A 24,387-nucleotide genomic window follows, 5' to 3' on the forward strand; every position below is an offset into this window, starting at 1 on the left:
GCAAAGCCGTGATCAGCGGCGGGCGGCCGTGACGTCGGGGAACGCGCTGCCCTTCAGCCGGCGGGCCAGGCCGCGCTGGACGCGGTGCGCCCACAGCGGACCGCCGTAGATCATTCCGGTGTAGCCCTGGACGAGCGTGGCGCCCGCGCGGACGCGTTCCCACACGTCGTCGGCCGTCTCGACGCCGCCGACCGAGACCAGGACGAGCCGGTCGCCGACGCGGTCGCGCAGCCGGCGCAGGACGTCCAGGGACCGGTCCTTGAGCGGCGCGCCGGACAGCCCGCCGGTCTCCTTGGCGAGCGCGGCGTCGCTGCGCAGGCCGGAGCGCTCGATGGTGGTGTTGGTGGCGATGATGCCGTCCAGGCCGAGGTCGAGGGCGAGGTCGGCGACCGCGTCGACGTCGTCGTCGGCGAGGTCCGGCGCGATCTTGACCAGCAGCGGGACGCGGCGCGGCGCGGACCGGTCGGCGGCCTCGCGGACGGCGGCGAGCAGCGGCCGCAGGTGCTCGACGGCCTGCAGGTTCCGCAGCCCGGGGGTGTTCGGCGAGCTGACGTTGACGACGAGGTAGTCGGCGTAGGGGGCGAGCCGCTCGGTGCTCGCGACGTAGTCGGCGGCGGCCTCCGCCTCCGGGACGACCTTGGTCTTGCCGATGTTGACCCCGACGATCGTGCCGGGGCGCCGGTCGCGCAGCCGCGCCGCGGCGGCCTCCGAGCCGGCGTTGTTGAACCCCATCCGGTTGATGACCGCCCGGTCGCGGACGAGCCGGAACAGCCGGGGCCGCGGGTTGCCGGGCTGCGGCCGCCCGGTCACGGTGCCGATCTCGACGTGGCCGAACCCGAACGCGCCCAGCGCCTCGTAGGCGACGGCGTCCTTGTCGAACCCGGCGGCGAGGCCGAGCGGGCTCGGGAAGTCCAGGCCGAGCGCGTGCACGGCGAGCGCGGGGTCGCGCGGCGCGAGGACGCGGCGCAGCAGCGGCGCGAGGCCCGGGACGGCCTGGATCGCGCGCAGCGCCCGCAGCGTCAGGTGGTGCACGGTCTCGGCGGAGATCCGGGCGATGACCAGTGAGAACAGGAGTCGATACATCGCCGCCAGTATCGCAGCCCCGCCCCGGCCGAAAACACGTTGCCCGCCGCCGGGGCGGCAGTAGCGAAGAGCGCGCCGGTCTCCGCCGAGGAGGCCGGCGCGTTCGGCTGCGGTCCCGGTGGTTCGGCGCGGCGGTCTCAGCGCCCGAGGAACGTGCGGCGCAGCGTGCGGCGGATGTCGCGGCCCGCCTCGCGCAGGCTCTGGCGGACGGCGCGGAGCGGGTCGCGGACGGTGACGCGCCACGCAGCGCCGATGCCTCGTCCGATGGGCATCAGGATGTTCCGCCCGAACCACCGCATCGGGATCACGATCAGCACGCGGACGGGCGCGACCACCAGCGTGCGCCACAGCCACAGCAGGATGCGGGCGGAGAGCCGCCACGTCCCGGCGATGCCCGCGCCGATCGGCGCCAGCACGTACCGCCACAGCGCGCGCGCCGGGATGACGATGAGGACGCGCAGCAGCCAGCCGAGGCCGCGCCCGATCTGCCGCCACGACCACACGACGGCCGCGGCGAACGCGTGCCACGCCGCGGCGATGCCGCGCCCGATCCACCGGCAGAGCCAGGCGAGTCCGAGCAGCGGCGGGAACAGGACGTACCGCCAGAGCAGGACGAGGGGCAGGACGATGACGACGGCGAGGATCCGTCCGATGCCCCGGAACAGCCATGCCAGCCCGCGTGCGAGCCAGGCGCAGAGCCAGGCGATGCCCCGCCCGAGCGCGCGCAGCGGCCCGAGCAGGACGATGTCGAGGAACCGTCCGATCGGCACCAGCACGTACCGGTAGAGCCAGCGCGCGGCGGCGGCGATGCCGAGGCCGAGCATGCGCAGCGGCCACCACAGGGCGAGGCCGAGCGGCCGCAGTACCCACCGGTACAGCGCGACGGCCACCGTCCCCAAAGCCTGGATCAGGAACCGCCAGCACGCCGCGACGCCCCGTCCGACCACGCGGAGCAGGTCGTACAGGAGCCGGAACGGCACCACCACGACCAGCGCGATGACCCGGGCCGGGACGACGAGCCACGCGGGACCGGTCGGCGGATCCGGCTCGGGCGGCGGCTGCTTGGCGAAGAGGCCGGCCGGCTCGGGGTAGGGGCGGCTCGGCGGGCGACTGTCGGGGGTGGGCAACTCCGCACCTCTATTGCGCTGTTCGTGGGCTTTTCTTGGGACGTGCCCGAGGTTGAACCCGTTCCGCGCCGTTCACCGTACTGCTCCTCGATCAGGACGACCGAGGAGGACACGAGATGCATTTCCCACGTTGGGCGTTCCCCGCCGCGGCCGCCCTCATCGCGTCCGGGATGGTGCTGTCGGCGTGCGGGCAGGAGAACGGGAGCGGGAAGGGGCAGCGGAACGCGGCCTCGGGGAGCAGGGCGCAGGCGGACCCGACGGCGTCGCCGTCGCCGTCCGCGGCGCCGACGACGCTGGAGGTCGCGAGCGTCACCAGGCTCGGCAAGGTCGTCACCGACGGGCAGGGCAGGACGCTGTACCGCTTCGACGGCGACACCGCGAAGCCGCCCGCCTCGACCTGCGCGGGCGCGTGCGCGAAGGCGTGGCCGCCGGTGTGGGCGACGACGTCCGCCACGCAGGTCAAGGGCGTCCAGGCGGCGCTGGTCGGGAAGGTGCGGCGGCCGGACGGCAAGTGGCAGGTGACGCTGAACGGCTGGCCGCTGTACCGCTTCGCCAAGGACCAGAGCCCCGGCGACGTGCGGGGCCAGGGCGTCGGCGAGAAGTGGTTCGCGGCGGCGCCGACCGGCAAGAAGGCGCTCGCGGCCGCCAAGCCCGCGAACAAGTGGAAGGGCTGGACGGTCCTCAAGGCGAAGAACGACCCGAAGTTCGGGATGATCCTCACCGACGGGAACGGCCGCACGCTCTACCGCTACGACAAGGACACCGGCAAGCCGCCGAACTCGACGTGCTTCGGGGCGTGCAAGAAGGCGTGGCCGCCGGCGGTGTTCAACGGCTGGAAGCACCTCAAGCTGGACGGCGTCAGCCGCAGGGTCGTCAACTTCATCGAGCGCAAGGACGACGGGAAGTGCCAGCTCACCGTCAACGGCTGGCCGATGTACTTCTACGAGAAGGACACGCGGCCGGGTGACACCAAGGGCCAGGGCGTCGGCGGGGTGTGGTGGCTGACGAGGCCGAGCGGCGCCAAGGTCACCACCGGTTCCGGCGGAGGCTCGGGCGGCGGGTACTGAGCCTCCGCGCCGCCCCCACGGGCGAAGGCGCGGGAGGCTCGCGGGTCGGTCGGGGTCCGCGAGCCTTCCGCGCCTTCTTCGCTCCGGCGGTCAGGCGCCCTGTTCCTGCTGCTGGGCGGCGAGGCCCAGCGGCGCGCCGTGCCCCAGCCTGCCGAGCGGGTTGGCGTGGCCGTTGACGCCGTGCTCGTAGGCGCTCTCGGCGTGCAGGGCGAGGTCGATGCCGCTCGTCTCGTCCTCGGCGGACACCCGGAACCCCATCAGCTTGTCGATCAGCTTCCCGACCGCGAACGTGACGGTGAACGCGAACAGCCCGACGACCGGCACCGCGATCGCCTGCTTGCCGAGCTGGAGGCCGCCGCCCCCGGTGATCAGCCCGGACGCGCCGCCCGTCATCGAGCGGACGGCGAGCAGCCCGATCAGCAGCGTCCCGATGACCCCGCCGACGAGGTGGACGCCGACGACGTCGAGGGAGTCGTCGTAGCCGAGCCGGTGCTTCCAGCCGACCGCGTAGGAGCAGATGACGCCGGCGGCGAGCCCGACGGCGAGCGCGCCGAGCACGTCCACCGACCCGCAGGACGGGGTGATCGCGACGAGCCCCGCGACGACGCCGGACGCGGCGCCGAACGTGGTCGGGTGCCCGTCGCGGCGCTGCTCGACGAGCAGCCAGCCGAGCAGCCCGGTGCAGCCGGCGACGAGGGTGTTGAGGAAGACGGCGGCGGCGGTCCCGTTCGCGGAGAGCGCGGACCCGGCGTTGAAGCCGAACCAGCCGAACCAGAGCAGCCCGACGCCGAGCAGCACCATCGGCAGGTTGTGCGGCCGCATCGCCTCCTTGCGGAACCCGATGCGGGGGCCGAGGACGAGCGCCATCGCGAGCCCGGACGCGCCGGAGGCGATCTCGACGACGAGCCCGCCCGCGTAGTCGAGCGCGCCGAGGTCGGAGATCCATCCGCCGCCCCACACCCAGTGCGCGATCGGCGCGTACACGAGGAGGGCCCAGACGGGGACGAACACCATCCAGGCGGAGAACCTGGCGCGGTCGGCGATGGCGCCGCTGATGAGCGCGGTGGTGAGGATCGCGAAGGTCAGCTGGAAGGTGACGAACAGCAGCGCCGGGACGTGACCATGGGGTGTCTCCGGGGTGATGCCCTTGAGACCGACGTGCTCGAAGCCGCCGATCAGCCCGAGGCCGCCGAGATCGTGGCCGAACGCGAGGCTGTAGCCGACGGCGAGCCAGGAGACGGTGACCAGCGCGACCGAGACCAGGCTCATCATGATCATGTTGAGGGTGCTCTTCGCGCGGACCATCCCGCCGTAGAACAGCGCGAGTCCGGGCGTCATCAGCAGGACGAGCGCGGTGCTGGCGAGCAGCCACGCGGTGTCGCCCGCGTCGATTCCCTTGGGCACGGCGTCTCCCCCTTCGCGGATCCGGTGTCCGCCATCGAGAATCACCCGTGTCCGTTTCGTGTCTTATGCCGCTTTGTTTCGGCTGTGTTTCGTGTTGCCCCCGCGTTGCGGTTCGCTCACCCCTCACTCTTCGCACCTCGACAGTTACCCAATCCGGTGTTCTCATGAAATCGGACCCGCCATGGATGCGTTCCGGCGAAGCGCCCGCACATGGTGGGTGGCTTCGGGAGGCCCGATGGTCGAGGGAGTCGGACGAGCAGGCAGAACCGGATCACCACTGAGGGCCGCGGTCGCGCTGGCGCTGCTGGCGAGCGGCCTCGCCGCCTGCGGAGGCGGCGGCACCCCCACCCTGAACTGGTACATCAACCCCGACAACGGCGGGCAGGACAAGCTCGCCGCCGCCTGCTCCAAGGCATCCGGCGGGAAGTACCGGATCAAGACCTCGCTGATGCCGGACGACGCGACGCAGCAGCGCGAGCAGCTCGTCCGGCGGCTCGCCGCCAAGGACGCCGGGCTCGACCTGATGAGCCTGGACCCGGTGTTCGTCGCGGAGGCCGCGAACGCCGGGTTCCTGCGGCCGTTCCCCGCGGCCCAGGCGGCGAAGTTCACGCAGGGCGTGTTCCCCGCCGCCGTCGAGAGCTCGATGTGGAAGGGGAGGCTGTACGCGGCGCCGTTCTGGGCGAACACGCAGCTGCTCTGGTACCGCAAGTCCGCCGTCAAGAAGGCCGGCGTCGATCCGAACGCGCCCGACTTCACCTGGGACAAGATGATCGACGCGGCGCTGCGCACCGGCACCACCGTCGGCGTGCAGGGCAACAAGTACGAGGGCTACATGGTGTGGATCAACGCCCTCGTCGCGTCCGCCGGCGGGCAGGTGCTCAGCGAGGCGCAGAAGGGCGACGACGCCTCGATCGACATCGACTCGCCGGCCGGGCGGGCCGCCGCGACGATCATCCACCGGCTGGCGACGTCCAAGGCGGCGAGCCCGACGCTGTCCACCGACATCGAGGAGCAGTCCCGCGCCCTGTTCAACGGCGCGCGCGGCGGCTTCATGGTCAACTGGCCCTACATCTGGGCCGCGGACGCCAGCGACGCCAAGGCCGGCGTCATCGGCAAGACGATCCCGTCCGACATCGGCTGGGCGAGGTACCCGAAGGTCGCGGCGGGGCAGGAGAGCAAGCCCCCGTTCGGCGGCATCGAGGTCGCGATCGGCGCCTACGGCAGGCACAAGAACACCTTCGCGGTGGACGCCGTCACGTGCATCACCTCGACCGAGCACCAGAAGGAGTACATGCTCGCCGAGGGCAACCCGGCCGCGCGTCCCGCCGTCTACGACGACCCCGAGATCAAGAAGCAGTTCCCGATGGCGGGGCTGATCCGCGACTCGATCGACGCGGCGACGCCGCGCCCGATCACGCCGTACTACACCGACGTGTCCGGCGCGATCCAGAGCCGCTGGCACCCGCCCGCGTCGGTGGACCCGAACTCGACGCCGCGCGAGTCCGCGAAGTTCGTCCACCAGGTCCTGCGCGACCAGCGCCTGCTCTGAAGGGACCGACGATGACCGCAGTGCACACCGCCCCGGCCGCCGGGAGGCCCGCGGCGCCCGCGGCGGCGATCTCCGACCGCAGCCGCGCCGAGCGCAGGCTCGGCCTGCTCCTGTCCGCCCCCGCCGTGATCGTCATGCTGGTCGTGACCGCGTACCCGCTGGTCAACGCCCTGTACCTGTCGCTGTTCAGCTACCGGATCACCGCGCCGCAGGACCGCCGCTTCGTCGGCCTCGCCAACTACGGGACGGCGCTGTCCGACCCGCTGTTCTGGCAGGACGTCCTCACCACGTTCATCATCACCTTCGTCACCGTCGCGGTGGAGCTCGTCATCGGGTTCGCGCTCGCGATGGTGATGCACCGGGCGGTGTTCGCGCGGCGGACCGTCCGCACCGCGATCCTGCTGCCGTACGGGATCGTCACGGTGATCTCCGCGTTCGCCTGGAAGTACGCCTTCGACCTGCAGTCGGGGTTCGTGAACTCCTGGTTCGGGCTCGGCGACCACGCCTGGTTCTCCGGCCGCTGGTCCTCGATGACCGTGATCGTCCTGTCGGAGATCTGGAAGACGACCCCGTTCGTGTCGCTGCTGCTCCTCGCCGGCCTCGCGCAGGTGCCGGGCGACCTCGGCGAGGCCGCGACCGTGGACGGCGCGACGGCGTGGCAGCGGCTGCGCCGGGTGACGATCCCGAACATGAAGGCCGCGATCCTCGTCGCGGTGCTGTTCCGCACCCTCGACGCGTGGCGGATCTTCGACAACGTCTTCATCATGACGTCCGGCCAGCAGAAGACCGAGACGCTGTCGTTCCTCACCTACCGGCAGACGATCACCCGGACCGCGATCGGGCTCGGCGACGCGGTCGGCGTGCTGCTGTTCCTGTCGGTGGTCCTCATCGCCGTCGTGTTCATCAAGGGGTTCCGGGTCGACCTGGCGCAGGCGCGCGGCGAGCGCGGGGGAGGCGGCAAGTGATGGAGACGGCCCGTGCGAAGTGGATGTGGGTGCTCGCGTCCCTGCTGATCCTCGTCTGGACGGTGTTCCCGATCCTGTGGATCGTGATGCTGTCGTTCAAGCAGCCCGGCGAGATCGGCAACCAGAAGGGCTTCCTGCCGCACCACTGGACCTGGGACAACTACCGGACGGTCTTCAAGACCGACCTGTTCACCTCCGCGCTGATCAACTCGATCGGCATCTCGGTGATCGCGACCGTGATCGGCGTCGTGTTCGCCACGCTCGTCGCGTACGCGATCGCCCGGCTGGAGTTCCCCGGCAAGAAGGCGATCCTGTCGTTCGCCCTGGCCATCGCCATGTTCCCGGTCGTGTCGCTGGTCGGGCCGCTGTTCGACCTGTGGCGCGACGTCGGCCTGTACGACACCTGGCCCGGCCTGGTCATCCCGTACATCTCGTTCGCGCTGCCGCTCGCGATCTGGACGCTGTCGGCGTTCTTCCGCGAGATCCCGTGGGAGATGGAGCAGGCCGCGCAGGTGGACGGCGCGACGACCTGGCAGGCGTTCCGCAAGGTGATCGTCCCGCTGGCCGCGCCGGGGGTGTTCACCGCCGCGATCCTCACGTTCTTCTTCTGCTGGAACGACTTCGTCTTCGGGATCTCGCTGACCTCCTCGGACAGCGCCCGTCCCGTCCCCGCCGCGCTGGCGTTCTTCACCGGCGCGTCGGAGTTCCAGCAGCCGACGACGGCCATCTGCGCGGCGGCGGTCGTGGTGACCGTCCCGATCGTCGTCATCGTCCTGGCGTTCCAGCGCCGCATCGTGGCCGGGCTGACGTCCGGCGCAGTCAAGGGCTGAGGGCCCGAGGGGGTTGAAGCATGGCCGCCATCACCATGAAGAACATCGTCAAGCGGTACGGCGACGGGTTCCCGGCCGTGAACGAGGTGTCCCTGGACGTGCGGGACGGCGAGTTCATGATCCTGGTCGGGCCGTCCGGCTGCGGGAAGTCGACGCTGCTGCGGATGATCGTCGGGCTGGAGGACATCACCGCCGGCGAGATGCGCATCGGCGAGGAGGTCGTCAACCGGATCGCGCCGCGGCAGCGGAACCTGTCGATGGTGTTCCAGAACTACGCCCTGTACCCGCACCTCACGGTGTTCGAGAACATCGCGTTCCCGCTGCGCCTGGCGAAGGTGCCGGGGGAGGAGGTGGACCGGCGCGTCCGGGAGACCGCGGAGCTGCTGGAGCTCACCGAGCACCTGCACCGCAAGCCGGCGAACCTGTCCGGCGGGCAGCGGCAGCGCGTCGCGATGGGCCGCGCGATCATCCGGCAGGCGAACGCGTTCCTGTTCGACGAGCCGCTGTCGAACCTGGACGCCAAGCTCCGCGGCCAGATGCGCACGGAGATCTCCCGGCTGCAGCGCCGGCTCGGCGTCACGACGGTGTACGTCACGCACGACCAGACGGAGGCGATGACGCTCGGCGACCGCGTCGCGGTGCTGCGCAAGGGCGTCCTGCAGCAGGTCGGCAGCCCGCGCGAGCTGTACGAGGAGCCCGTCAACCTGTTCGTCGCCGGGTTCATCGGGTCGCCGTCGATGAACTTCCTGCCCGCGTCCGTGGACGGCAGGGTCCTCGACACCCCGCTCGGCCGGTTCGAGATCGGGGACGAGCGCAAGGCCGCCGCGGTCGAGGGCCGCGACGTCGTCCTCGTCGGCGTCCGCCCCGAGCATTTCGAGGACGCCTCGCTCGTCTCCGCCGAGAAGCGGGCGCGCGGCAGTGTCGTGCGCGCGCGCGTGGACGTGACCGAATGGCTCGGCAACGAGCTGTACGCCTACGTCCCGTACGAGGCGCCCGACGACGTCGCCGCGCAGCTCCGCGACCTGTCCCGCGAGCTGGACAGCGACCAGCTGCGCACCCAGGCGGTCGTGGCGCTGGACGCGTCCAGCCAGATCACGCCCGGCGACGAGGCGGAGCTGTGGATCGACACCTCGAAGATCCACATCTTCGACCCGGCGAGCGGCGGGAACCTCACCCGAGACGAGGCGCGGGTCGCCGAGCTGGCGCAGGTCGCCGAGCGCGCGCGCGAGGCCCAGCGCCGCGCGCAGCGCCCCGGCGAGGGCGCCGGCGACGCCGCCGACCTGGCCGGCGGCGAGGGCGCCCCGGGCACGCCCGCCGGAGAGGAGGGCGCGGCGACAGCAGGCGCCACAGAGTCCTGACCGACCGTCCGGCCGTGCCGGCCCCCGCCGGGGCCGTGCGCGGCCGGACGGCCCGGCCGGGACCGGGCTGAGCGGTGGGGGTGCTTATGCTGGCGCGGTGCCGTCCTTCGCCGTCGAACCGGTCACGCCCGATCCGCCGAGCCCGATCCGCCACCCGCTGCTCACCCAGTCGTGGCTGGACGTGGCGATGGTCCACTGGGCCGCCGACCCCGACGACGTGGCACGACTGCTCCCGGCGGGCACCCGGCCGGACACCCTCGACGGCGCCGCTCACGTGGGGTTGATCGCGTTCCGGATGCACCGCGTCGGCTGGCTCGGCCTGCCGGGCATTCCGTATCTCGGCGGCTTTCCCGAGACGAACGTCCGCCTGTATTCGGTGGACGACCGCGGGCGGCGCGGCGTCGTCTTCCGGTCCATGGACGCCTCGCGCCTGATCCCCGTCCTCATGGGCAGGATCGGCTTCGGGCTGCCGTACCTGTGGTCGCGGATGTCGGTCCGCCGCGCGGGCGACGTCGTCCTCTACACCACGTCAAGGCGCGGACGCCGTGCCCGCAGCAGAATGGCCGTGCGCGTCGGTGAGCCGATCGCCGAACCGACGGCCTTGGAAAATTTCCTGACCGCCCGCTGGGGCCTGCACAACGCCGCTTTCGGCCGCACGCTGTACCTCCGCAACTCCCATCCCCGCTGGCCGCTGCACCGCGCCGAACTGCTGAAATGCGATGACGACCTGGTGACGGCGGCAGGTCTTCCGGCCCCCACGTCCGAACCGGTGAGCGTCCTGTACTCACCCGGTGTCCCGGTCCGCTTCGGCCTGCCCGCCGGCCCCATGAACGCCGGCGGCTGACTTGAGTCGCCTGATCGCTCACACAGGGCGAGAGTGCGCGGCAGGTCAGCATCCACCTTTCGCTTTGTTGCGGTGCACCCTGATCGAAGTCTTGCCGTCCGAGGCGAAGGCAGGGAGGGGCAGGTTCAGCCGAGACTGCGGACTGGGATGCTCGGCGCTGTATCCCTCAGCCTTTTCGGCGTCGCCGAGCACGGCCGTCACCTCGGCATGGAAATCGTAGGTGGCGTCTCTGCCTATCTCGACGTCGTCGATGAACCACCCGTCGTCGGTGGGGGTGGCGAAGCCGTCGAAGTAGTAACCACCGGACTCGATGGGAAGCCCGCTGGAGGTGACTTCTCGGTCGAACACCAGAAGTTTCTTGCCATCGGGAATGGTGCCGGTCCCCTTGAACGCGGCGCAGGGCGGTACGGGGCCTTCCGTCTTCTTGAAAGCGAGATGTGCCGGGCGGTTCAGGATGACGAACACGGCGACGCCGGCGGCGAGCGCCACGGTCAAGGCTCCAGGGAGTGCGAACCTCAACTTCTTCCGCTGGCGCAGACCGGGATGCAGCGGGAGCAGCCAAACGACCACGAGAATGGCGAACAGCAGCATTATCAGCAGCCGCCCGAGCGAGAGGGCCAGCACTCCGGCGACCGTCGCCGGGACGCCGACGATGAAAGTGGCGGGATTGCTTCTGATCTCGTTGCGAATCGCTGGACTCAAGCCGCGCGGAGGCCGCTGCGCATTCGCCATGCGAACAGGCTACGCCGGCTGTCAGTCGGGGGGTCTCGCCCGCCGCAGGGGGCGGGACGTTCGCTTTGGTTCCCGGACTTCGGGGCGGGTTGTGGCCTGAACCGGTCGGGGGTGGGGCGGATCGGGACCGGGGGTCGCCGAATGGACCGATGGGGCAGGCGGTAAGTTCTGCGGCATGGGGGACTTTTGGGGGCGGTCTGTCCGTGTCGTCGCGGGGGCCGCGGTCCTCGCGGTCGCGCTCGCGGGATGCCAGCGGTCGGCGGCGGAGAAGCCGAAGGCGGGAGCGCCGGCCGGTCCGGCCGGTCCAGCGGCGCCGGAGGTCCGGCATGAACCGGACACTGCGGCGGTTTGGCGGAAATGGGGGCTGAAACCGCTCGCGCCGGCGCCCGCGGCGCCGGTCGACAAGCCGCTCAAGCTCTCCAGGAAGGGCCCGGCGAAGGTCTTCGAAAGCGTCCCGACCAAGGGCCGGGTCGTTTTCGTGACGCTCGACGACGGGCAGGAGAAGGACCCGAAGTTCGTCACGATGCTGCGCGAGCTGAAGGTGCCCGTGACGATGTTCCTCACCAAGGACGACATCCAGGACGACTACGGGTACTTCAAGCCGCTCCAGGAGCTCGGCAACCGGATCCAGGACCACACGATCACCCATCCGGTGCTGCCGACGCTCGGCCCGGAGGGGCAGAAGCACGAGATCTGCGGCGACCGGGACGCGCTCACCGAGCAGTACGGGACGGCGCCGACGCTGCTCAGGCCGCCGTTCGGCCGGTGGAACTCGGCGACGCAGGAGGCCGCGCGGGAGTGCGGCATCAGCGGCATCGTGATGTGGCGCGCGTCGATGCAGATCCACGACTTCCAGTACGACGACCCGAAGAAGGAACTGCATCCGGGCGACATCCTGCTCGCGCATTTCCGCGGCCCGAAGCAGCTCAAGGGCGAGACGATGACGCAGATGTTCGCCCATCTCCTCAAGCAGATCGAGAAGCGCGGTTTCGCCGTCGGGCGGCTGGAGGACTACATCAGCGTTCGATGAACACCCGGACGCTCTTCACCGACGGGTCGGCGGCGTCGGGGATGACCATTCCCGCGTCGACGCCGCTGCGCAGGTAGTCGACGACGGGGGCGGTGATCCGCTCGCCGGGCAGGACGGCCGGGATGCCCGGCGGGTACGGGGTGATCATCTCGGCGGAGATGCGGCCGGCGGCCGCGTCCGCGGGGACCTGCTCGGCGGGGCCGAAGAACGCGTCGCGGGGCAGCACGACCAGTTCGAGGCGCAGCTCGGACGGCGCCGGGACGTGCACCTCCGGGACGCCGGTGAGCGAGCCGAGGTTCGCGCGCAGGTCGCGGAACGCGGTGAGCAGCCGCCCGACGGTGTCCTCGTCGTCGGCGAAGGTGAGCTGGGCGCTGATCCGGCGGTGGTCGGCGAGGTGCATGTTGACGCGGTGGTGTTCGCGCAGCCAGTCGGCGGCGCGGTAGCCGCTGGTGCCGAGGCCGGCGAGGTCGATGACGATCGGGAGCGGGTCGAGGTCGCGGGCGCGGCCGGGGCCGGTGAACTCGTCGCGTCCCTGCACGTCGAAGCCCATGCCGGCGAGCTCTGCGCGGGCGCGGGCGGCGAGGTCGAGCGCGTTGCCGAGCAGCTCGTGCCCGTGCTCGACCATCTGCTGGCGCCACCCGTCGAGGCCCGCGTAGAGCAGGACGGACGGGCTGGTCGTGCCGAGCAGGTCCTCGCGGGCCTTGAGGACGTCGGGGTCGACGAGGGAGCCCTGGAGGTGGAACACCGAGCCCTGTTCGAGGCCGGCGCCCATCTTGTGGACGCTGGTCACGCACACGTCGGCGCCGGAGTCCATGGCCCAGGTCGGCAGGTCGGGGTGGAACGGCAGGTGCGCACCCCACGCCTCGTCGACGATCAGCGGCTTGTCCCGCTTGTGGCATTCCTCGGCGATGGCGGACAGGTACGCGCAGCTCCCGTACGGGGTGGGGCTGGTGACGAGGGCGCCGCGCGCGTCGGGGTGCTCGTCGAACCGGGCCGCGTACGCCTCGGGGGACGGCGGGTGGGCCAGGTGGCGTTCGGCGTCCCACGACGGCTCCACCCAGATCGGCCGGACGCCCGACAGGATCAGCCCGGACACCACGGACTTGTGCACGTCCCGTCCGACCAGCAGTTTCTCGTGCGGACCGGCGACCGACAGCATCGCGCTCTTGACCGACAGGGAGCTGCCGCAGGTGGAGAAGAACGTCCGGTCGGCGTGCACGGCGTCCGCCATCAGCTCCTGCGCGTGCTCCAGCACCTTGTTGCCGGACATGCGGTCGTCCAGCCCGGAGATCGCGAGGAGGTCCGACCGGTACACCGCGTCGCCGAGGATCTCGCGGGCGCGCGGGTCGGCGCCGCGGCCCTGCTTGTGGCCGGGCGGGGTGAACGGGACCTGGCCTTCGCGGTGGTAGGCGGCGAGGGCTTCCAGAACGGGGGCGCGGGTGTGGTCCATCCCGGGCGTGTTCCCCGCGCGGGGGGCGCTCTAACGGGCGGAGCGGGACGCTCTGACGGGCGGAGCGGGACGCTCTGACGGGCGATGCGGGGCGCGCGTCAGGTGGGACGAATGGGACGGCCGACACCGGGTAGGGCGGACCCCATGAACGATCGCATACCGGCCGAGGCGGAGCTGGCCTGGGAGGACTTCCACCGGCTCGTCAACATGACGTCCGACGAGCTGCGCACCTGGCTGCTCACGGACGCCTCGGGCGAGGAGGCGTTCCCGGCCGATCCGGAAACCGGCCTCTCCGAGCTCGGCACACACGTGGTGGACCTGCTGCGCAAGCGGAAGGTCGACCTCACCGACGGCGACGCCGACGTGATGCGCCAGGTCGTGGACTACGTAGAGGAGCATCTGGACGCCCCGCCGCCGGACGGCGCGAGCAACGAGCGGTGGCGGCACGAGCTGATGACCGTGGGCCACGACCCGCTTCGCCCCGAGCCGTCCAGCGCATAGGAGGGATCATGCCGAACCCGCAGCAGCCCGAGATGAGGCGGTCCGGGCGGACCGCCGTGACCGAGGAGCCGGCGCCGGAGGCGACCGACCCGAAGGCGACGCGGGCGAAGGGCCACGCGCACGGCACCGACAAGGGGAAAAAGGGCGGCGGCAAGGGCGGCGGGACACCGCCGGACCAGCAGCCCCCGCACCCGGACTAGACGACGGGCGCCGAGGCCGCCCCGGGCGCGTCCTGGGGCGGCCTCGGCGTGCGGCTTTCCCGGGGCGGACGGACGGGTAGGGACGGAAGGTGCTGGAGCTTTCGCCGGGCCAAGGGCTGCTGCAGATCGGCGAGCTGCTGCTCGCGCTGGTGCTGTCGGCGTGCATCGGCCTGGAGCGGGGGCTGCGCAACAAGAGCGCGGGCCTGCGCACGCACACCCTGGTCGGTGTGGGCGCGGCGCTGTTCATGCTGGTCAGCAAGTACGGGTTCCAGCACGCGCCGGGGCCGGTGTCGTTCGACCCGTCGCGGGTGGCGGCGCAGATCGTGTCCGGCATCGGCTTCATCGGCGGCGGGCTGATCTTCGTCCGGCGGGACGCGGTGCGCGGGCTGACGACCGCGGCGGTGGTGTGGGTGACGGCGGCGGTCGGGATGGCGGCGGGCGGCGGCCTGTGGCTGCTGGCGGTGGCGGTGACGTGCGGGCATTTCCTGGTGGTGTACGGGTTGAGCGCGCTGGCGCGGTTCCTGCCGCTGGAGCGGTTCCGGCCCGCCGGGGTGACGCGGCTCCGGCTCGTCTACCGGGACGGGCGGGGCGCGCTGCGGCGGGTGCTGGTGGAGTGCACGCAGCGCGGGTTCGCGGTGCTGGAGGTGAACGTCGAGCGCGAGTTCCTGCCGGACGACTCCGACCGCGGCCGCGACGAGCGCCGGGACCGGGACGAGGCGACCGGGCGGCGCGGCCCGTGGAACGCGGTGGTGACGCTGCTGCTGGAGGGGCCGGGCTCGGTCGCCGACCTGACGGCGGTCCTGAGCGAGATGGCGGACGTCGCCGGGGTCACGGCCGGCTCCGACCACGGCGACGACAAGGAATGACCGGCCGGAGGGCCCGTCAGGGGGCCTGGGTCTGCGGGCGGTAGCCCTCGTCCTCGCCGCCGGGCGCCTCGGCTTCGGCGTTCGGGGGGTCGGTCTTGCTGGGCGTGTGCTCTTCGGCGAAGTCGTCGTCGTTCTCCTGCGGCGCGCCCGCTTCGGCGCGGCGGTCGGCGAGCGGCTTGTCCTCGTCGCGCTTGTGTTCGGCCATGTGTTTCCCCCTGCTCGGGAGCATCGCGGCTAAACGCCTAGGGTGAACGCATGTTGTACGGGCGGGACGGGGAACTGGCCACGATCGACCGGCTTCTCGGCCAGGTCCGTGAGGGGCGCGGTAGGACGCTCGTACTGCGCGGTGAGGCGGGCATAGGCAAGACCGCGCTTCTCGACCACGCCGCTGCGGAGGCGTCCGGCATGCGGGTGCTGCGCGGTACGGGCGTCGAGTACGAGAGCGGCATGCCGTATGCGGGTCTCCACATGCTTCTGGGCAGGCATCTGGACCGCATCGATTCGCTGCCCGACGCACAGGCGCGGGCCCTGCGCAACGCCTTCAACATGGGCGCTCGCCAAGAGTCGGACGGCGGAGACCGGTTCCTCGTGGGGCTGGCCGTCCTGACCCTTCTGGCGGACCTCGCGGAAGAGAGGCCACTGCTCTGCGTGGTCGATGACGCGCAATGGCTGGACGGCCCGTCCGTGGAGGCGCTGTTGTTCGCCGCGCGCCGGTTGGAGGCCGAGCCCGTCGCGCTGTTGTTCGCGGCCCGCGACCCGGACGCGCCGGAGTTCCCCGTGCCGGGCCTGCCCGAGATGCGGCTGCGCGGGCTGGACAGGGCCGCCGCCACCGAACTGCTCGCCCGGCACGCCGCCGAGCTGCCGCGGCACGCCCACCACGAGGTCCTCGCGGCGGCGATGGGCAACCCGCTCGTGCTCCTCGAACTGCCCGGGCTGCGGACGCAGCCGCACGACGCGTCGTCGGCCTACGAGCGGATCCACCGGTCGTACGCCGGGCGGATCGCCGAGCTGCCGGAGCCGTCGCGGACGCTGGTCCTGCTGGTCGCGGCGGACGACGCCGCCGGGATCGGCACGATCACCGGGGCGGCGGAGCGGCTCGGCGCGTCCGTCGGCGACCTGGAGCCGGCCGAGCGCCGCGGCCTGCTGCGCTCCACCGCGGACGGCCGGCTGGAGGTGCGGCACCCGCTCGTCCGCACCGCCGCGTACGGCGACGCACCCCTGAGCCTGCGGCTCGACGCGCACCGGGCGCTCGCCGAGACCTACCGGGAGCGCGGCGACCGCTGCCACCACGCCTGGCACCTGGCGCGGTCGGCGGCCGGGCCGGACGAGTCCGTCGCGGACGTCCTTGAGTCGACCGCGAGCGCCGAGCGGGAGACCGGCGGCGACGCGTCGGCTGCCGCGATGTACGAGTCGGCGGCCGCGCTGAGCCCCGACCCGGGGGCGCGCGGGCGGAGACTGGCCGCCGCCGCGCGCGCGTACGCGTTCGCAGGGATGCCGGACCGCGCCGCCGAGCTCGCCGCCCGCGCCGAACCCGACCTGGCCGACCCGATCGCGCGCGCCGACCTCACGCTGATCCGCGCGTCCCTCGCCGACGAGCAGGACCGGACGAAGGAGGCGTCGCGGATGTTCGCCGAGACCGCCGCGTCCGTCGCCGGCCTCGATCCGGCGACGTCCGGGTACCTGTTCTTCCAGGCCGCGGGCGCCGCCGCGAACGCCGGGGACTTCGCCTCCGTGGACGCCATCGCCGCGCGCGGCACCGAGCTGGACCTGCCGAACGCGGCGCACCTGCGCGCGCTGGCGCGGGTGTTCGCCGGGCAGAACCCGCTCGCCCCGCCCGCCGACCTCACCGCGAGCCTCGCCGCGCTGCGCGAGCTGATGGACGCGATGACGCTCTGCTACGGGCCGCGCGACCGGGTCCGCGCCGGCATGTGGCACATCATGATCGGCGACTTCGAGGGCGCCGCGGAGGCGGCCGCCGAGCTGGAGCGCCGGTACCGGGCGCAGGGCGCGATCGGGCTGCTGGCGTCCGTCCTGATGATCCGGTCGCGGGCGCAGCTGATGCTCGGCCACCACCGGGACGCGCGGACCGCCGCCGCGGAGGGCCTGCGGATCGCCGCCGACACCGGGCAGCACCGCATCCGCGTGTACCTCGCGACCGTCCTCGCGCTCCTCGCCGCGATCGAGGGCGACGAGGAGACCTGCACGGAGCAGACCGAGGAGGCGCTGTCCCGCGGCGTCCCGCCGAGCAGCGTCCACGCGGCGGCGGCGCGCGCGCTGCTCGACCTGGGCCACGGCCGCCATGAGGCCGCGCTGTCGCGGCTGTCGGACGTCGTCGCCGGGCCGAACCGGCTGGGCGCGATCGCGAGCCTGCCCGATCTCGTCGAGGCCGCCGTGCGGGCGGGCCGTCCGGAGCTCGGCCGGGACGCCGCCGGCTGGTACGCGGACTGGGCCGGGCAGATCGGGTGGCCGTGGGCGGAGGCGGTCGCGCTGCGCTGCACCGCCCTGCTCGCCGCGGACGACGCGGCGGACGACGCGGCGGGCGCGGCGTTCGCGCAGGCCGTCGAGGTGCACCGCAAGGGCGGCACCCCGTTCGAGCGGGCCCGCACCGAGCTGCTGTACGGCGAGTGGCTGCGGCGCGCGCGGCGCCGCAACGACGCCCGCGCGCAGCTGCACTCGGCGCTGGAGGCGTTCGAGCGGCTCGGCGCGGCGCCGTGGGCGGAGCGCGCCCGCGCCGAGCTGCGCGCCGCGGGCGAGAGCCTGGCCGCCGGCGCGGGCGCGGGCGGCGACGACCTCGCCGCCCGGCTCACGCCGCAGGAGCTGCAGGCCGTCCGGCTCGCCGCGGCCGGGCTCAGCAACCGGGAGATCGGCGCGCAGCTGTTCCTCAGCCCCCGCACCGTCGGCTACCACCTCTACAAGGCGTATCCGAAGCTCGGCGTCGCGTCCCGCGGCGAGCTCGCCCGCCTCGACCTCACCTGAACGCTCGTTCACTTGCGGCGTGTCGGCCTTAAACGAGCTCTCTTAAGGCCGACACGCCGCAAGTCAACGGAGGGGGCGGGCCGGCGTGACCTGCTGGGAGTGGATCACGACGTCGAGCAGGGCGCCGGGGGACGAGCCGGGCATCCGGTGTTCCGGGTCGTCCTCGGGGCGGTAGCCGGGGCCGATCACCCGGATCGGCGCCGGCGCCGCGAGCCAGGCGGCGACCTCGGCCGGGTGCCGTCCGCGCAGGTCGAGCAGGTAGTGCGGCGGACCCGTCCGGCCGAGGACGGCGTCGCCGAACGCGGCGGGCGGCGGCGGGACAGGGACGCCGCCGTGCACCGCGCCGTGGTCGAACGTCAGGCCCACCGCCAGGTAGCCGTCGCCGAGGGCCTCGCGCAGGTGTCCGCCCGTGTTGGTGCGCGTGGCGGTCGCGCTGGTCACCCGCTCGCCGCTCGCCGCGTGCGCGATGCCGCCCCAGTAGACGATCTTGGAGCCGGTCCGCTCGTGCCACCAGAGCAGGTTGGCCGCCATGCGCCGCTCGCTGAACGGGATGATCTCCTCGGGCGGCAGGGCGTGGAAGCGGTGGAAGTCGACGACGGCGCGCGCCGCGTGCACCGCTAGATCGTCGCCGGAGACCGCCTTGACCAGCGCATATGCCTGCTCGGCCCGGTCGGTGAAGGGCTGCTTGACGGGCTGGCGGCGCAGCCGTCCGACGTGCTCGTCGATGTCGCCGCCCGGCCGCAGCGGCGCGTAGAGCCGCTCGATCTCGCCGGCCCGGTCCGGCGCCGCCCGCCGGACGTGCTCGATGACCAGGTCGTACGCCGACGCCCGGACCGCGGTGAAGTCCAGCCCGAACACCCGGACCGGATCGTCCGGATGCCGCTCGTTGAACCGCCGGATCCAGAGCAGCGCGTCGAGCACCTCCTCGGTCCGCCAGGGCAGCCACGCGTCCGACAGCAACGCGCGCGGGTCGCCCTCGCCCGTCCGGACGTACGCGTCGAGGCGCAGGCCGCTCGTCCAGTCCTCCTCCAGGGCGAGCGTCCTGAACCCCAGCTCGCCGACCAGGAACCGCAGGACGCGGTCCTGCAGCACGAACAGCTCGCGGGCGCCGCGCGTCGCCGCGCCGAGGCCCGCGACCCGCGCGGCGCGCGCCGCGTCCCGCAGCGGTTCCAGGTCGCCGAGCGGCCCGTCCGCCGGTCCCGCGGCGACCGGGCGCGCCGCCTCCGCTATCCAGCTCTCGACCGCGTTCTGCCTGCTCATGCCGGTCTCCTCTCGTCGCCGCCGACGCTAGGAGACGGCGGACCGGCCGGGCATCCGTCACCCGACCGGTCCGCGTGCCCTCAGCCGCGCATCCCGCCCGCGATCTGCCGGGTCGTCACGTTGATGCGGTTCCACGCGTTGATCGCGGCGATGCACATGATGAGCGAGAGCAGGCCCTCCTCGTCGTAGTTGTCGGCGGCCTCGTCCCAGACGTCGTCGGGGACGCCCGCCGGGTTGTCGGCGAGGCGGGTGGCGGCCTCGGTGAGGGCGAGCGCGGCGCGCTCCTCGTCGGTGAAGTACGGCGCCTCGCGCCAGGTCGCGACCGACCAGAGGCGCTCGTCGGTCTCGCCCGCCTTCTTGGCGTCGTAGGCGTGCATGTCGGCGCAGAAGCCGCAGCCGTTGATCTGGCTGGCGCGGAGCCGGACCAGTTCGAGCGTGCTCTTCGGGACGCTGCTCTTGGCCAGCACGCCCTCCAGGTTCAGCAGGGCCTTGTAGGCGTCGGGGGCGATCGCGGGGAGTCCGGTCATCCGTGCCTGCATGATGTTTCCCTTTCCAAGATGGGAGATATCCAGATTTTGGCGCGCGGCGGTCGGGACGGCCCCGGCGCCGGGTCGGGTGGTCAGGTGGTCAGGTGCGCGCGTACCAGGCCCGCACGTTCTCCTCGATCCGCGGCACCCCGCGCTTCACCGTCGCGCTGACGTCGGCGAGCGTCTGCTCGGCCAGCGCCCGGCGCCAGGCGAGCTCCGCCTTGCGCATGGCGGTGCTGACCGCGCAGGGCCGCCGCAGGACGGACTCGGGGGTGCCCTCGCCGACGCCGCGGCGCCGGATCTCGGTGCACTGGAAGGCCTCCTCCGGGCCCTCGATGGCGGTCACCACGTCCATCATGGTGATCTTCGCCAGCGGGCGCGCGAGGCGGAAGCCGCCGCGCGCGCCCGGCGTCGAGGTCACGAGCCCGGCCTTGACCAGGGCCTGGAGCTGCTTGTTCAGGTAGGGCGGGGGGAGTTCGAAGCCGGCCGCGAGCCGTGCCGTCGGCACGGGCCGGTCCTCGTCCATCCAGTCGAGCAGCAGCAGGCAGTGCGCCGCCCACTCGACCCCCTCGCTGATCCGCATAACCTGGACACTACACGTCTAGATTCAATCCGTCCACCGCCTTGACGAGCCGGGGCGCGTCGTCGCCCTCCAGGACGATGCCGAACTCCCCGGCGAGGACGTCCGGGAGCCGCACCGGCGCCACGGTGCGCGTCTCGCTCGCCCCGGACGGGCGGTTGACGGTCAGCGCCGTCCCGTCCAGCACGAGGTGCGCCTCGGGGGAGAAGCGCTGGACGAACGGCCGGGCCGTGAACGGCGACCGCGGGTTCGTGGACACGTGGTAGTTCAGCGTGTCGAAGTCGACCCGGTACGCCTCGTTCAGGGCGAACGAGTGCCGCCGCATCCAGCCGTCGGGGCCGCGCTGGTGCATCTCCCACACCGGCGCGCCGGGCCGCAGCGCCGGCGCGGTGCGGGCCGGCTGGAGGCGGAAGCCCCAGCCGTCCTGCTCGACGTCCGCGCCGCCGGGGATCTCCAGCGGCTCGAACGGGCCGCCGCCGAACCCGACGTCGCACAGCAGCGCGGGCTCGTCCGGATCCTGGCCGGGCGTCCGGACGTGCAGCAGCGCGTGCGTGGTCGGGCGCATCCGCTCCGCGCCCATGAACACCCGGCCGACCAGCGCGACGACCTCGAAGCCGATCTTCTCCAGCACGGCGGCGAACAGCCGGTTGTGCTCGAAGCAGTACCCGCCGCGCGGCCGGCCGACGAGCTTGCCCTGCACGGTCGCGAGGTCCAGGTCGACGGGCCGGCCGAGCATGATCTCCAGGTTCTCGAACGGGATCGCGGTGACGTGCGCGCGGTGCAGGGCGCGCAACGTGGCGGCGTCCGGTCGCGGAGCGCCGTCGTAGCCGATCCGCTCGAGGTAGGCGGGCAGGTCCAGCAGGTCGCTCTGCCAGCCGTACCCGAGGTCCTCGGTCATGGTGCTCCTTCCGTCGGCACGCGCGCGCGGCCGTGCTCGAACTCGCTCCTGAACAGGGCAACGCCGAGCGCCGCCGTGATCCTCCCGGCAGCTCGGTTGATATCACCCATTTCGGCCTCGGGGAGGGGTGCCCCGGCGGACGCGCGCAGCGCGGCGGCCTCGCCGAGGAGCCGGGCCGCCTCGGCGTGCTCGGCGTCCTCGGTGTGCTGGCCCGCGAGGGAGCGCGCGCCCGCCACCCCTTCGAGCGCGAGCGCGACGGCGCGCGGGTCGCCGGTGGCGCGGGCACCGGCGAGCCCGTCCAGCTGGAGGGCGAGGGCGGCCCCGGCGTCGCCGCGCAGTTCCGCGACGTAGCCGAGCTGGGCGTGCAGGAACGCGATCCCGGCCGTCCCGCCGATGCCGCGCAGCCAGCCGAGCGGGGCGCGCAGGTGCCGCTCGGCGGCGCCGAGGTCGCCGCGCGCCCGCGCGACCAGCCCGAGCCCGACCTCGGCGAACTCCTCGGCGGACCGCGCGGCCTGCCGCGTGGCGATCTCCAGGGCGCGTTCATGCAGGTCGCGGGCCTCGTCGAGGGCGCCGGTCAGCAGCGCGACGCGGCCGAGCCCGGACGTGCGGAACGACACCTCGGGCCACATCCCGAGATCTTCGGCGAGCCGCAGGCCCTCGCGGTGGTGGGCGGCGGCCGCCGCGTAGTCGCCGGTGATCTCGGCGCGGCGGCTGAGCGCGTCGGTCGCCTCCAGCCGTCCCCAGGCGTCGCCCAGGGACGTGAAGAGGTCCATGCTCTCGCCGCCGTCGCGTTCCATGGCCGCCAGGCCGCCGTGGACGATCGCGAACTTGGCGCGCGTCGCCAGCGCGGCGGCCGTGTACCAGGGATCGGCGCGCGCGCGGAACACCGCCAGGGCGTGCTCTACGCGCGACTGGTTCGCGCCGATGTCGCCGTACGCCCAGTGGGCGTGGCTGAGGAACCACTCAGCCCGCGCATAGGCGAACGAGTCCGTGTCCTTGTAGCGCTCAAGGGCGGTGACGCGCAGCCGCTCGGAATCGGTGGTCTCGCCCGCCAGCATGGTGAAACCCGCGAGCCACGTCTCGGCCTCGATGCGCCCCGGCTCCGCCGTAGCGGACGCCTCCAGCGCTTCCTTGAAGGCGCATTGCGCCTCGCTGAACCGTCCGCGCAGGTACCAGTACCAGCCCAGCGCGTTCGCCAGCGGGAGCCCCGCCCCGTGGTCGAGGGCGGCCAGCAGGTTCGCGCCCTCCTGGTCGAGCCGCTCCAGCCATGCGCACTGCTCAGGCCCGCGCAGTGCCTCGGCCGCCTGCTGCGCAAGGCCGGTGTAGTACCGGACATGGCTCCGCCGTAGCGCGGCCTCCTCGTCCGCCTCGCGCAGCCGTTCCAGCCCGTATGCGGCGACCGACTCCAGAAGGCGGTAGCGGCCGTCCCGCGCGCGCACAACGAGCGAGCGGTCCACGAGCCGCGCCAGCACCCCGGCGTCCGCGCCGCAGACCTCCTCCGCCGCCGCGAGGGTGCAGCCGCCCGCGTGGACGGCGAGGCGCCGCAGCACCGCCCGCTCCTCCTCACCGAGCAGGCCCCAGCTCCAGTCGATCACCGCGCGGAGCGTCCGCTGCCGCTCCGGGCCGCCGCGCCGGCCGCCCGCCAGCACCCGGAACCGGTCGTCCAGCCGCGCCGCCAGCTCCCGCACCCCGAAAGCCCGGACGCGCGTCGCCGCCAGCTCCAGCGCGAGCGGGACGCCGTCCAGCCGCCGACAGACCGAGGCGACCCACGGCGCGGACGCCGCGTCCAGTGCGAAGTCCGGGTCCGCCGCCGACGCCCGCGCCGCGAACAGCCGGACGGCGCCGGACTCCAGCAGCGCGTCCGGCGCGCTCTCCCGGCCGGGCAGGTCCAGCGGCGGGACGATCAGCAGCCGCTCGCCCGGCAGGCCGAGCGGCTCGCGCGACGTCGCGAGGACGCGCAGGCCGGGCGCGGCGGCGAGCAGCCGCCCGGCCAGCTCCGCGACCTGCTCCACCACGTGCTCGCAGTTGTCCAGGACGAGCAGCGCCCGCCGCCCGCGCAGCGCCTCGCCGACGCGCTCGACGGCGCCGGAGGGCCCGCCGGAGCCGTCCGGCGCGGCCTCGTCGCGCAGCCCGAGGACGTGCCCGATCCGCCGGGCGACCTCGGCGGACGTCGCCGGGCGGCCCGCCGCCAGCTCGACGAACCAGACGCCGCCGGGATGGACGGCGGCGGACCGGGCCGCCGTCTCCAGCGCCAGCCGCGTCTTCCCGACGCCTCCGGTCCCGGTGAGCGTCACCAGGCGGTGCGCGGCCAGCAGCGCGCGGGCCTGCTCGACCTCGCGTCCGCGGCCGATCAGCTCACCGAGCGCGGCGGGCAGCCGCGGTGCCGTGCGCGGGGTCTCGGTCTCGGCCGGGCCCTGCTCCAGCATCGACTGGTAGAGGCCGGTCAGCTCGGGGCCGGGCTCGACGCCGAGTTCGGCGGCGAGCCGTTCCCGCAGGTCGTGGTAGCCGGCGAGCGCCTCGCCCTGCCGTCCGGCACGGTAGAGGGCACGTAGGTGCGCGGCGCGCAGCCGCTCCCGGAGCGGGTGCTCCGCGACCGCGGCGGCCAGCTCGGCGGCGACCGCCGCGTGCTCGCCCAGTTCGATCCGCGCCTCGGCGTGCTCTTCGAGCGCGGCAAGCCGGCGCTCCTCCAGCCCGGCCGCCACGGCCTCGGCGAACGGGGCCGCGGCGGACGGCACCTCGGTGAATCCGGCGAACGCCGGCCCGCGCCACAGCGCCAGCGCGGCGCCCAGCAGGTGCGCCTTGGCCACGGGATCAGCGGCCTGACCCGCCCGGACGAGCAGCGCCGCGAACTCGCCCGCGTCCACGGCGTCCGGCGGCACGTCGAGCGCGTACCCGGGCGGGCGCGCGACGACCAGCGCCCGCCCGCCGGGTTCGGCGTCCTCCAGGACGCGGCGCAGCTGCGAGATCCGGGCTTGGAGCGTTCCGACCGGGTTGCGGGGCGGCCGGTCGCCCCACAGCGCGTCGATCAGCCGGTCCACCGGGACGGGCCGTCCCGGCTCCACGAGCAGCGCGGCGAGCAGCGTCCGGACCTTGGCCTCGGGCACGCGGACCGGCGTCCCGCCGGACGTCCACCCCGTAAG

Annotated in this window: 22 protein-coding genes; 11 read left to right on the top strand and 11 right to left on the bottom strand. The window is 73.3% G+C overall.

Annotated features, from left to right (window positions below):
- Nucleotides 1-12: 12 nt before the first annotated feature.
- Both J4709_RS00845 and J4709_RS00850 read right to left on the bottom strand, forming a co-directional pair.
- The gene (locus J4709_RS00845; protein ID WP_208235731.1) at nt 13-1,083 is read right to left on the bottom strand and encodes a quinone-dependent dihydroorotate dehydrogenase; all 1,071 of its coding nucleotides are present in this window, start codon (nt 1,081-1,083) and stop codon (nt 13-15) included.
- 137 nt (nt 1,084-1,220) lie between these two features.
- Entirely contained in the window at nt 1,221-2,210 is a 990-nt protein-coding gene (locus J4709_RS00850) for a hypothetical protein (protein ID WP_208235733.1), read from the bottom strand.
- Between the two features lie 116 nt (nt 2,211-2,326).
- Between J4709_RS00850 and J4709_RS00855 the strand changes: the two genes are divergently transcribed.
- Nucleotides 2,327-3,277, top strand: a complete 951-nt coding sequence (locus J4709_RS00855) for a hypothetical protein (RefSeq protein WP_208235735.1) — start codon at nt 2,327-2,329, stop codon at nt 3,275-3,277.
- Between the two features lie 90 nt (nt 3,278-3,367).
- Here the strand turns inward: J4709_RS00855 and J4709_RS00860 are convergent, their stop codons facing one another.
- Nucleotides 3,368-4,681, bottom strand: a complete 1,314-nt coding sequence (locus tag J4709_RS00860) for an ammonium transporter (protein ID WP_307800839.1) — start codon at nt 4,679-4,681, stop codon at nt 3,368-3,370.
- Between the two features lie 235 nt (nt 4,682-4,916).
- On the opposite strand from J4709_RS00860, the gene J4709_RS00865 reads away from it, so the two are divergent.
- The 5 genes from J4709_RS00865 to J4709_RS00885 all read left to right on the top strand — a co-directional run bounded on the left by J4709_RS00865 (nt 4,917) and on the right by J4709_RS00885 (nt 10,227).
- A complete protein-coding gene (locus J4709_RS00865; protein ID WP_208235738.1) occupies nt 4,917-6,230 on the top strand; it encodes an extracellular solute-binding protein in 1,314 nt (437 codons plus the stop codon).
- 11 nt (nt 6,231-6,241) lie between these two features.
- On the top strand, nt 6,242-7,195 hold the full coding sequence (locus J4709_RS00870; RefSeq protein ID WP_208235740.1) for a carbohydrate ABC transporter permease: 954 nt from the start codon (nt 6,242-6,244) through the stop codon (nt 7,193-7,195).
- On the top strand, nt 7,195-8,025 hold the full coding sequence (locus J4709_RS00875) for a carbohydrate ABC transporter permease (protein ID WP_208235742.1): 831 nt from the start codon (nt 7,195-7,197) through the stop codon (nt 8,023-8,025). Before J4709_RS00870 ends, J4709_RS00875 begins: the two co-directional genes overlap by 1 nt.
- Before the next feature lie 20 nt (nt 8,026-8,045).
- The gene (locus J4709_RS00880) at nt 8,046-9,383 is read left to right on the top strand and encodes an ABC transporter ATP-binding protein (RefSeq protein ID WP_269757032.1); all 1,338 of its coding nucleotides are present in this window, start codon (nt 8,046-8,048) and stop codon (nt 9,381-9,383) included.
- 97 nt (nt 9,384-9,480) lie between these two features.
- Nucleotides 9,481-10,227 carry a YqjF family protein gene (locus J4709_RS00885; protein ID WP_307800841.1) on the top strand — a complete coding sequence of 249 codons (747 nt, stop codon included), beginning with the start codon at nt 9,481-9,483 and terminating at the stop codon, nt 10,225-10,227.
- 45 nt (nt 10,228-10,272) lie between these two features.
- Here the strand turns inward: J4709_RS00885 and J4709_RS00890 are convergent, their stop codons facing one another.
- On the bottom strand, nt 10,273-10,959 hold the full coding sequence (locus J4709_RS00890) for a hypothetical protein (protein WP_208235744.1): 687 nt from the start codon (nt 10,957-10,959) through the stop codon (nt 10,273-10,275).
- A 175-nt stretch (nt 10,960-11,134) separates the two neighbouring features.
- Here J4709_RS00890 and J4709_RS00895 point away from each other — a divergent pair, with 175 nt between their 5' ends.
- Nucleotides 11,135-11,989 carry a polysaccharide deacetylase family protein gene (locus J4709_RS00895; protein WP_208235746.1) on the top strand — a complete coding sequence of 285 codons (855 nt, stop codon included), beginning with the start codon at nt 11,135-11,137 and terminating at the stop codon, nt 11,987-11,989.
- Here J4709_RS00895 and J4709_RS00900 read toward each other — a convergent pair.
- Nucleotides 11,976-13,439 (bottom strand): aminotransferase class I/II-fold pyridoxal phosphate-dependent enzyme, encoded by a 1,464-nt coding sequence (locus J4709_RS00900; protein ID WP_208235748.1) that lies wholly within the window; start codon nt 13,437-13,439, stop codon nt 11,976-11,978. The two genes, J4709_RS00895 and J4709_RS00900, sit on opposite strands and share 14 nt — an antisense overlap.
- Before the next feature lie 144 nt (nt 13,440-13,583).
- Between J4709_RS00900 and J4709_RS00905 the strand changes: the two genes are divergently transcribed.
- From J4709_RS00905 to J4709_RS00915, 3 genes are all read left to right on the top strand, one after another.
- On the top strand, nt 13,584-13,940 hold the full coding sequence (locus J4709_RS00905; RefSeq protein WP_208235750.1) for a DUF3140 domain-containing protein: 357 nt from the start codon (nt 13,584-13,586) through the stop codon (nt 13,938-13,940).
- A gap of 8 nt (nt 13,941-13,948) precedes the next feature.
- A complete protein-coding gene (locus J4709_RS00910; RefSeq protein WP_208235752.1) occupies nt 13,949-14,140 on the top strand; it encodes a hypothetical protein in 192 nt (63 codons plus the stop codon).
- A gap of 89 nt (nt 14,141-14,229) precedes the next feature.
- Complete coding sequence (locus J4709_RS00915) at nt 14,230-15,006, top strand: MgtC/SapB family protein (protein WP_208235754.1); 777 nt, start codon at nt 14,230-14,232, stop codon at nt 15,004-15,006.
- Nucleotides 15,007-15,022: 16 nt separating this feature from the next.
- On the opposite strand, the gene J4709_RS00920 is transcribed toward J4709_RS00915, so the two are convergent.
- Nucleotides 15,023-15,211, bottom strand: a complete 189-nt coding sequence (locus J4709_RS00920; RefSeq protein WP_208235756.1) for a hypothetical protein — start codon at nt 15,209-15,211, stop codon at nt 15,023-15,025.
- Nucleotides 15,212-15,261: 50 nt separating this feature from the next.
- Between J4709_RS00920 and J4709_RS00925 the strand changes: the two genes are divergently transcribed.
- Nucleotides 15,262-17,982 carry a helix-turn-helix transcriptional regulator gene (locus J4709_RS00925; RefSeq protein ID WP_208235758.1) on the top strand — a complete coding sequence of 907 codons (2,721 nt, stop codon included), beginning with the start codon at nt 15,262-15,264 and terminating at the stop codon, nt 17,980-17,982.
- 63 nt (nt 17,983-18,045) lie between these two features.
- Here J4709_RS00925 and J4709_RS00930 read toward each other — a convergent pair whose 3' ends face one another.
- The 5 genes from J4709_RS00930 to J4709_RS00950 form a co-directional block, all read right to left on the bottom strand.
- The gene (locus tag J4709_RS00930; RefSeq protein ID WP_208235760.1) at nt 18,046-19,242 is read right to left on the bottom strand and encodes an erythromycin esterase family protein; all 1,197 of its coding nucleotides are present in this window, start codon (nt 19,240-19,242) and stop codon (nt 18,046-18,048) included.
- Nucleotides 19,243-19,322: 80 nt separating this feature from the next.
- A complete protein-coding gene (locus tag J4709_RS00935; protein WP_208235762.1) occupies nt 19,323-19,781 on the bottom strand; it encodes a carboxymuconolactone decarboxylase family protein in 459 nt (152 codons plus the stop codon).
- 88 nt (nt 19,782-19,869) lie between these two features.
- The gene (locus tag J4709_RS00940) at nt 19,870-20,352 is read right to left on the bottom strand and encodes an RrF2 family transcriptional regulator (protein ID WP_208235764.1); all 483 of its coding nucleotides are present in this window, start codon (nt 20,350-20,352) and stop codon (nt 19,870-19,872) included.
- A 10-nt stretch (nt 20,353-20,362) separates the two neighbouring features.
- Nucleotides 20,363-21,247 (bottom strand): arylamine N-acetyltransferase family protein, encoded by an 885-nt coding sequence (locus J4709_RS00945; protein WP_208235766.1) that lies wholly within the window; start codon nt 21,245-21,247, stop codon nt 20,363-20,365.
- The gene (locus J4709_RS00950) at nt 21,244-24,351 is read right to left on the bottom strand and encodes an AfsR/SARP family transcriptional regulator (RefSeq protein ID WP_307800844.1); all 3,108 of its coding nucleotides are present in this window, start codon (nt 24,349-24,351) and stop codon (nt 21,244-21,246) included. The genes J4709_RS00945 and J4709_RS00950 overlap by 4 nt, the downstream gene beginning before the upstream one ends.
- Nucleotides 24,352-24,387: the final 36 nt, after the last annotated feature.

Origin of the sequence: Actinomadura violacea (assembly GCF_017573465.1) — a bacterium.
In the GTDB taxonomy this organism is placed as follows: Bacteria; Actinomycetota; Actinomycetes; order Streptosporangiales; family Streptosporangiaceae; genus Spirillospora; species Spirillospora violacea.

Coding starts and splice junctions, on each gene's coding strand:
- J4709_RS00845 (WP_208235731.1), bottom strand. CDS start 1,083: ATGTATCGACTCCTGTTCTCACTGGTCATCGCCCGGATCTCCGCCGAG.
- J4709_RS00855 (WP_208235735.1), top strand. CDS start 2,327: ATGCATTTCCCACGTTGGGCGTTCCCCGCCGCGGCCGCCCTCATCGCG.
- J4709_RS00865 (WP_208235738.1), top strand. CDS start 4,917: ATGGTCGAGGGAGTCGGACGAGCAGGCAGAACCGGATCACCACTGAGG.
- J4709_RS00870 (WP_208235740.1), top strand. CDS start 6,242: ATGACCGCAGTGCACACCGCCCCGGCCGCCGGGAGGCCCGCGGCGCCC.
- J4709_RS00875 (WP_208235742.1), top strand. CDS start 7,195: ATGGAGACGGCCCGTGCGAAGTGGATGTGGGTGCTCGCGTCCCTGCTG.
- J4709_RS00880 (WP_269757032.1), top strand. CDS start 8,046: ATGGCCGCCATCACCATGAAGAACATCGTCAAGCGGTACGGCGACGGG.
- J4709_RS00890 (WP_208235744.1), bottom strand. CDS start 10,959: ATGGCGAATGCGCAGCGGCCTCCGCGCGGCTTGAGTCCAGCGATTCGC.
- J4709_RS00895 (WP_208235746.1), top strand. CDS start 11,135: ATGGGGGACTTTTGGGGGCGGTCTGTCCGTGTCGTCGCGGGGGCCGCG.
- J4709_RS00900 (WP_208235748.1), bottom strand. CDS start 13,439: ATGGACCACACCCGCGCCCCCGTTCTGGAAGCCCTCGCCGCCTACCAC.
- J4709_RS00905 (WP_208235750.1), top strand. CDS start 13,584: ATGAACGATCGCATACCGGCCGAGGCGGAGCTGGCCTGGGAGGACTTC.
- J4709_RS00910 (WP_208235752.1), top strand. CDS start 13,949: ATGCCGAACCCGCAGCAGCCCGAGATGAGGCGGTCCGGGCGGACCGCC.
- J4709_RS00920 (WP_208235756.1), bottom strand. CDS start 15,211: ATGGCCGAACACAAGCGCGACGAGGACAAGCCGCTCGCCGACCGCCGC.
- J4709_RS00925 (WP_208235758.1), top strand. CDS start 15,262: ATGTTGTACGGGCGGGACGGGGAACTGGCCACGATCGACCGGCTTCTC.
- J4709_RS00930 (WP_208235760.1), bottom strand. CDS start 19,242: ATGAGCAGGCAGAACGCGGTCGAGAGCTGGATAGCGGAGGCGGCGCGC.
- J4709_RS00935 (WP_208235762.1), bottom strand. CDS start 19,781: ATGCAGGCACGGATGACCGGACTCCCCGCGATCGCCCCCGACGCCTAC.
- J4709_RS00940 (WP_208235764.1), bottom strand. CDS start 20,352: ATGCGGATCAGCGAGGGGGTCGAGTGGGCGGCGCACTGCCTGCTGCTG.
- J4709_RS00945 (WP_208235766.1), bottom strand. CDS start 21,247: ATGACCGAGGACCTCGGGTACGGCTGGCAGAGCGACCTGCTGGACCTG.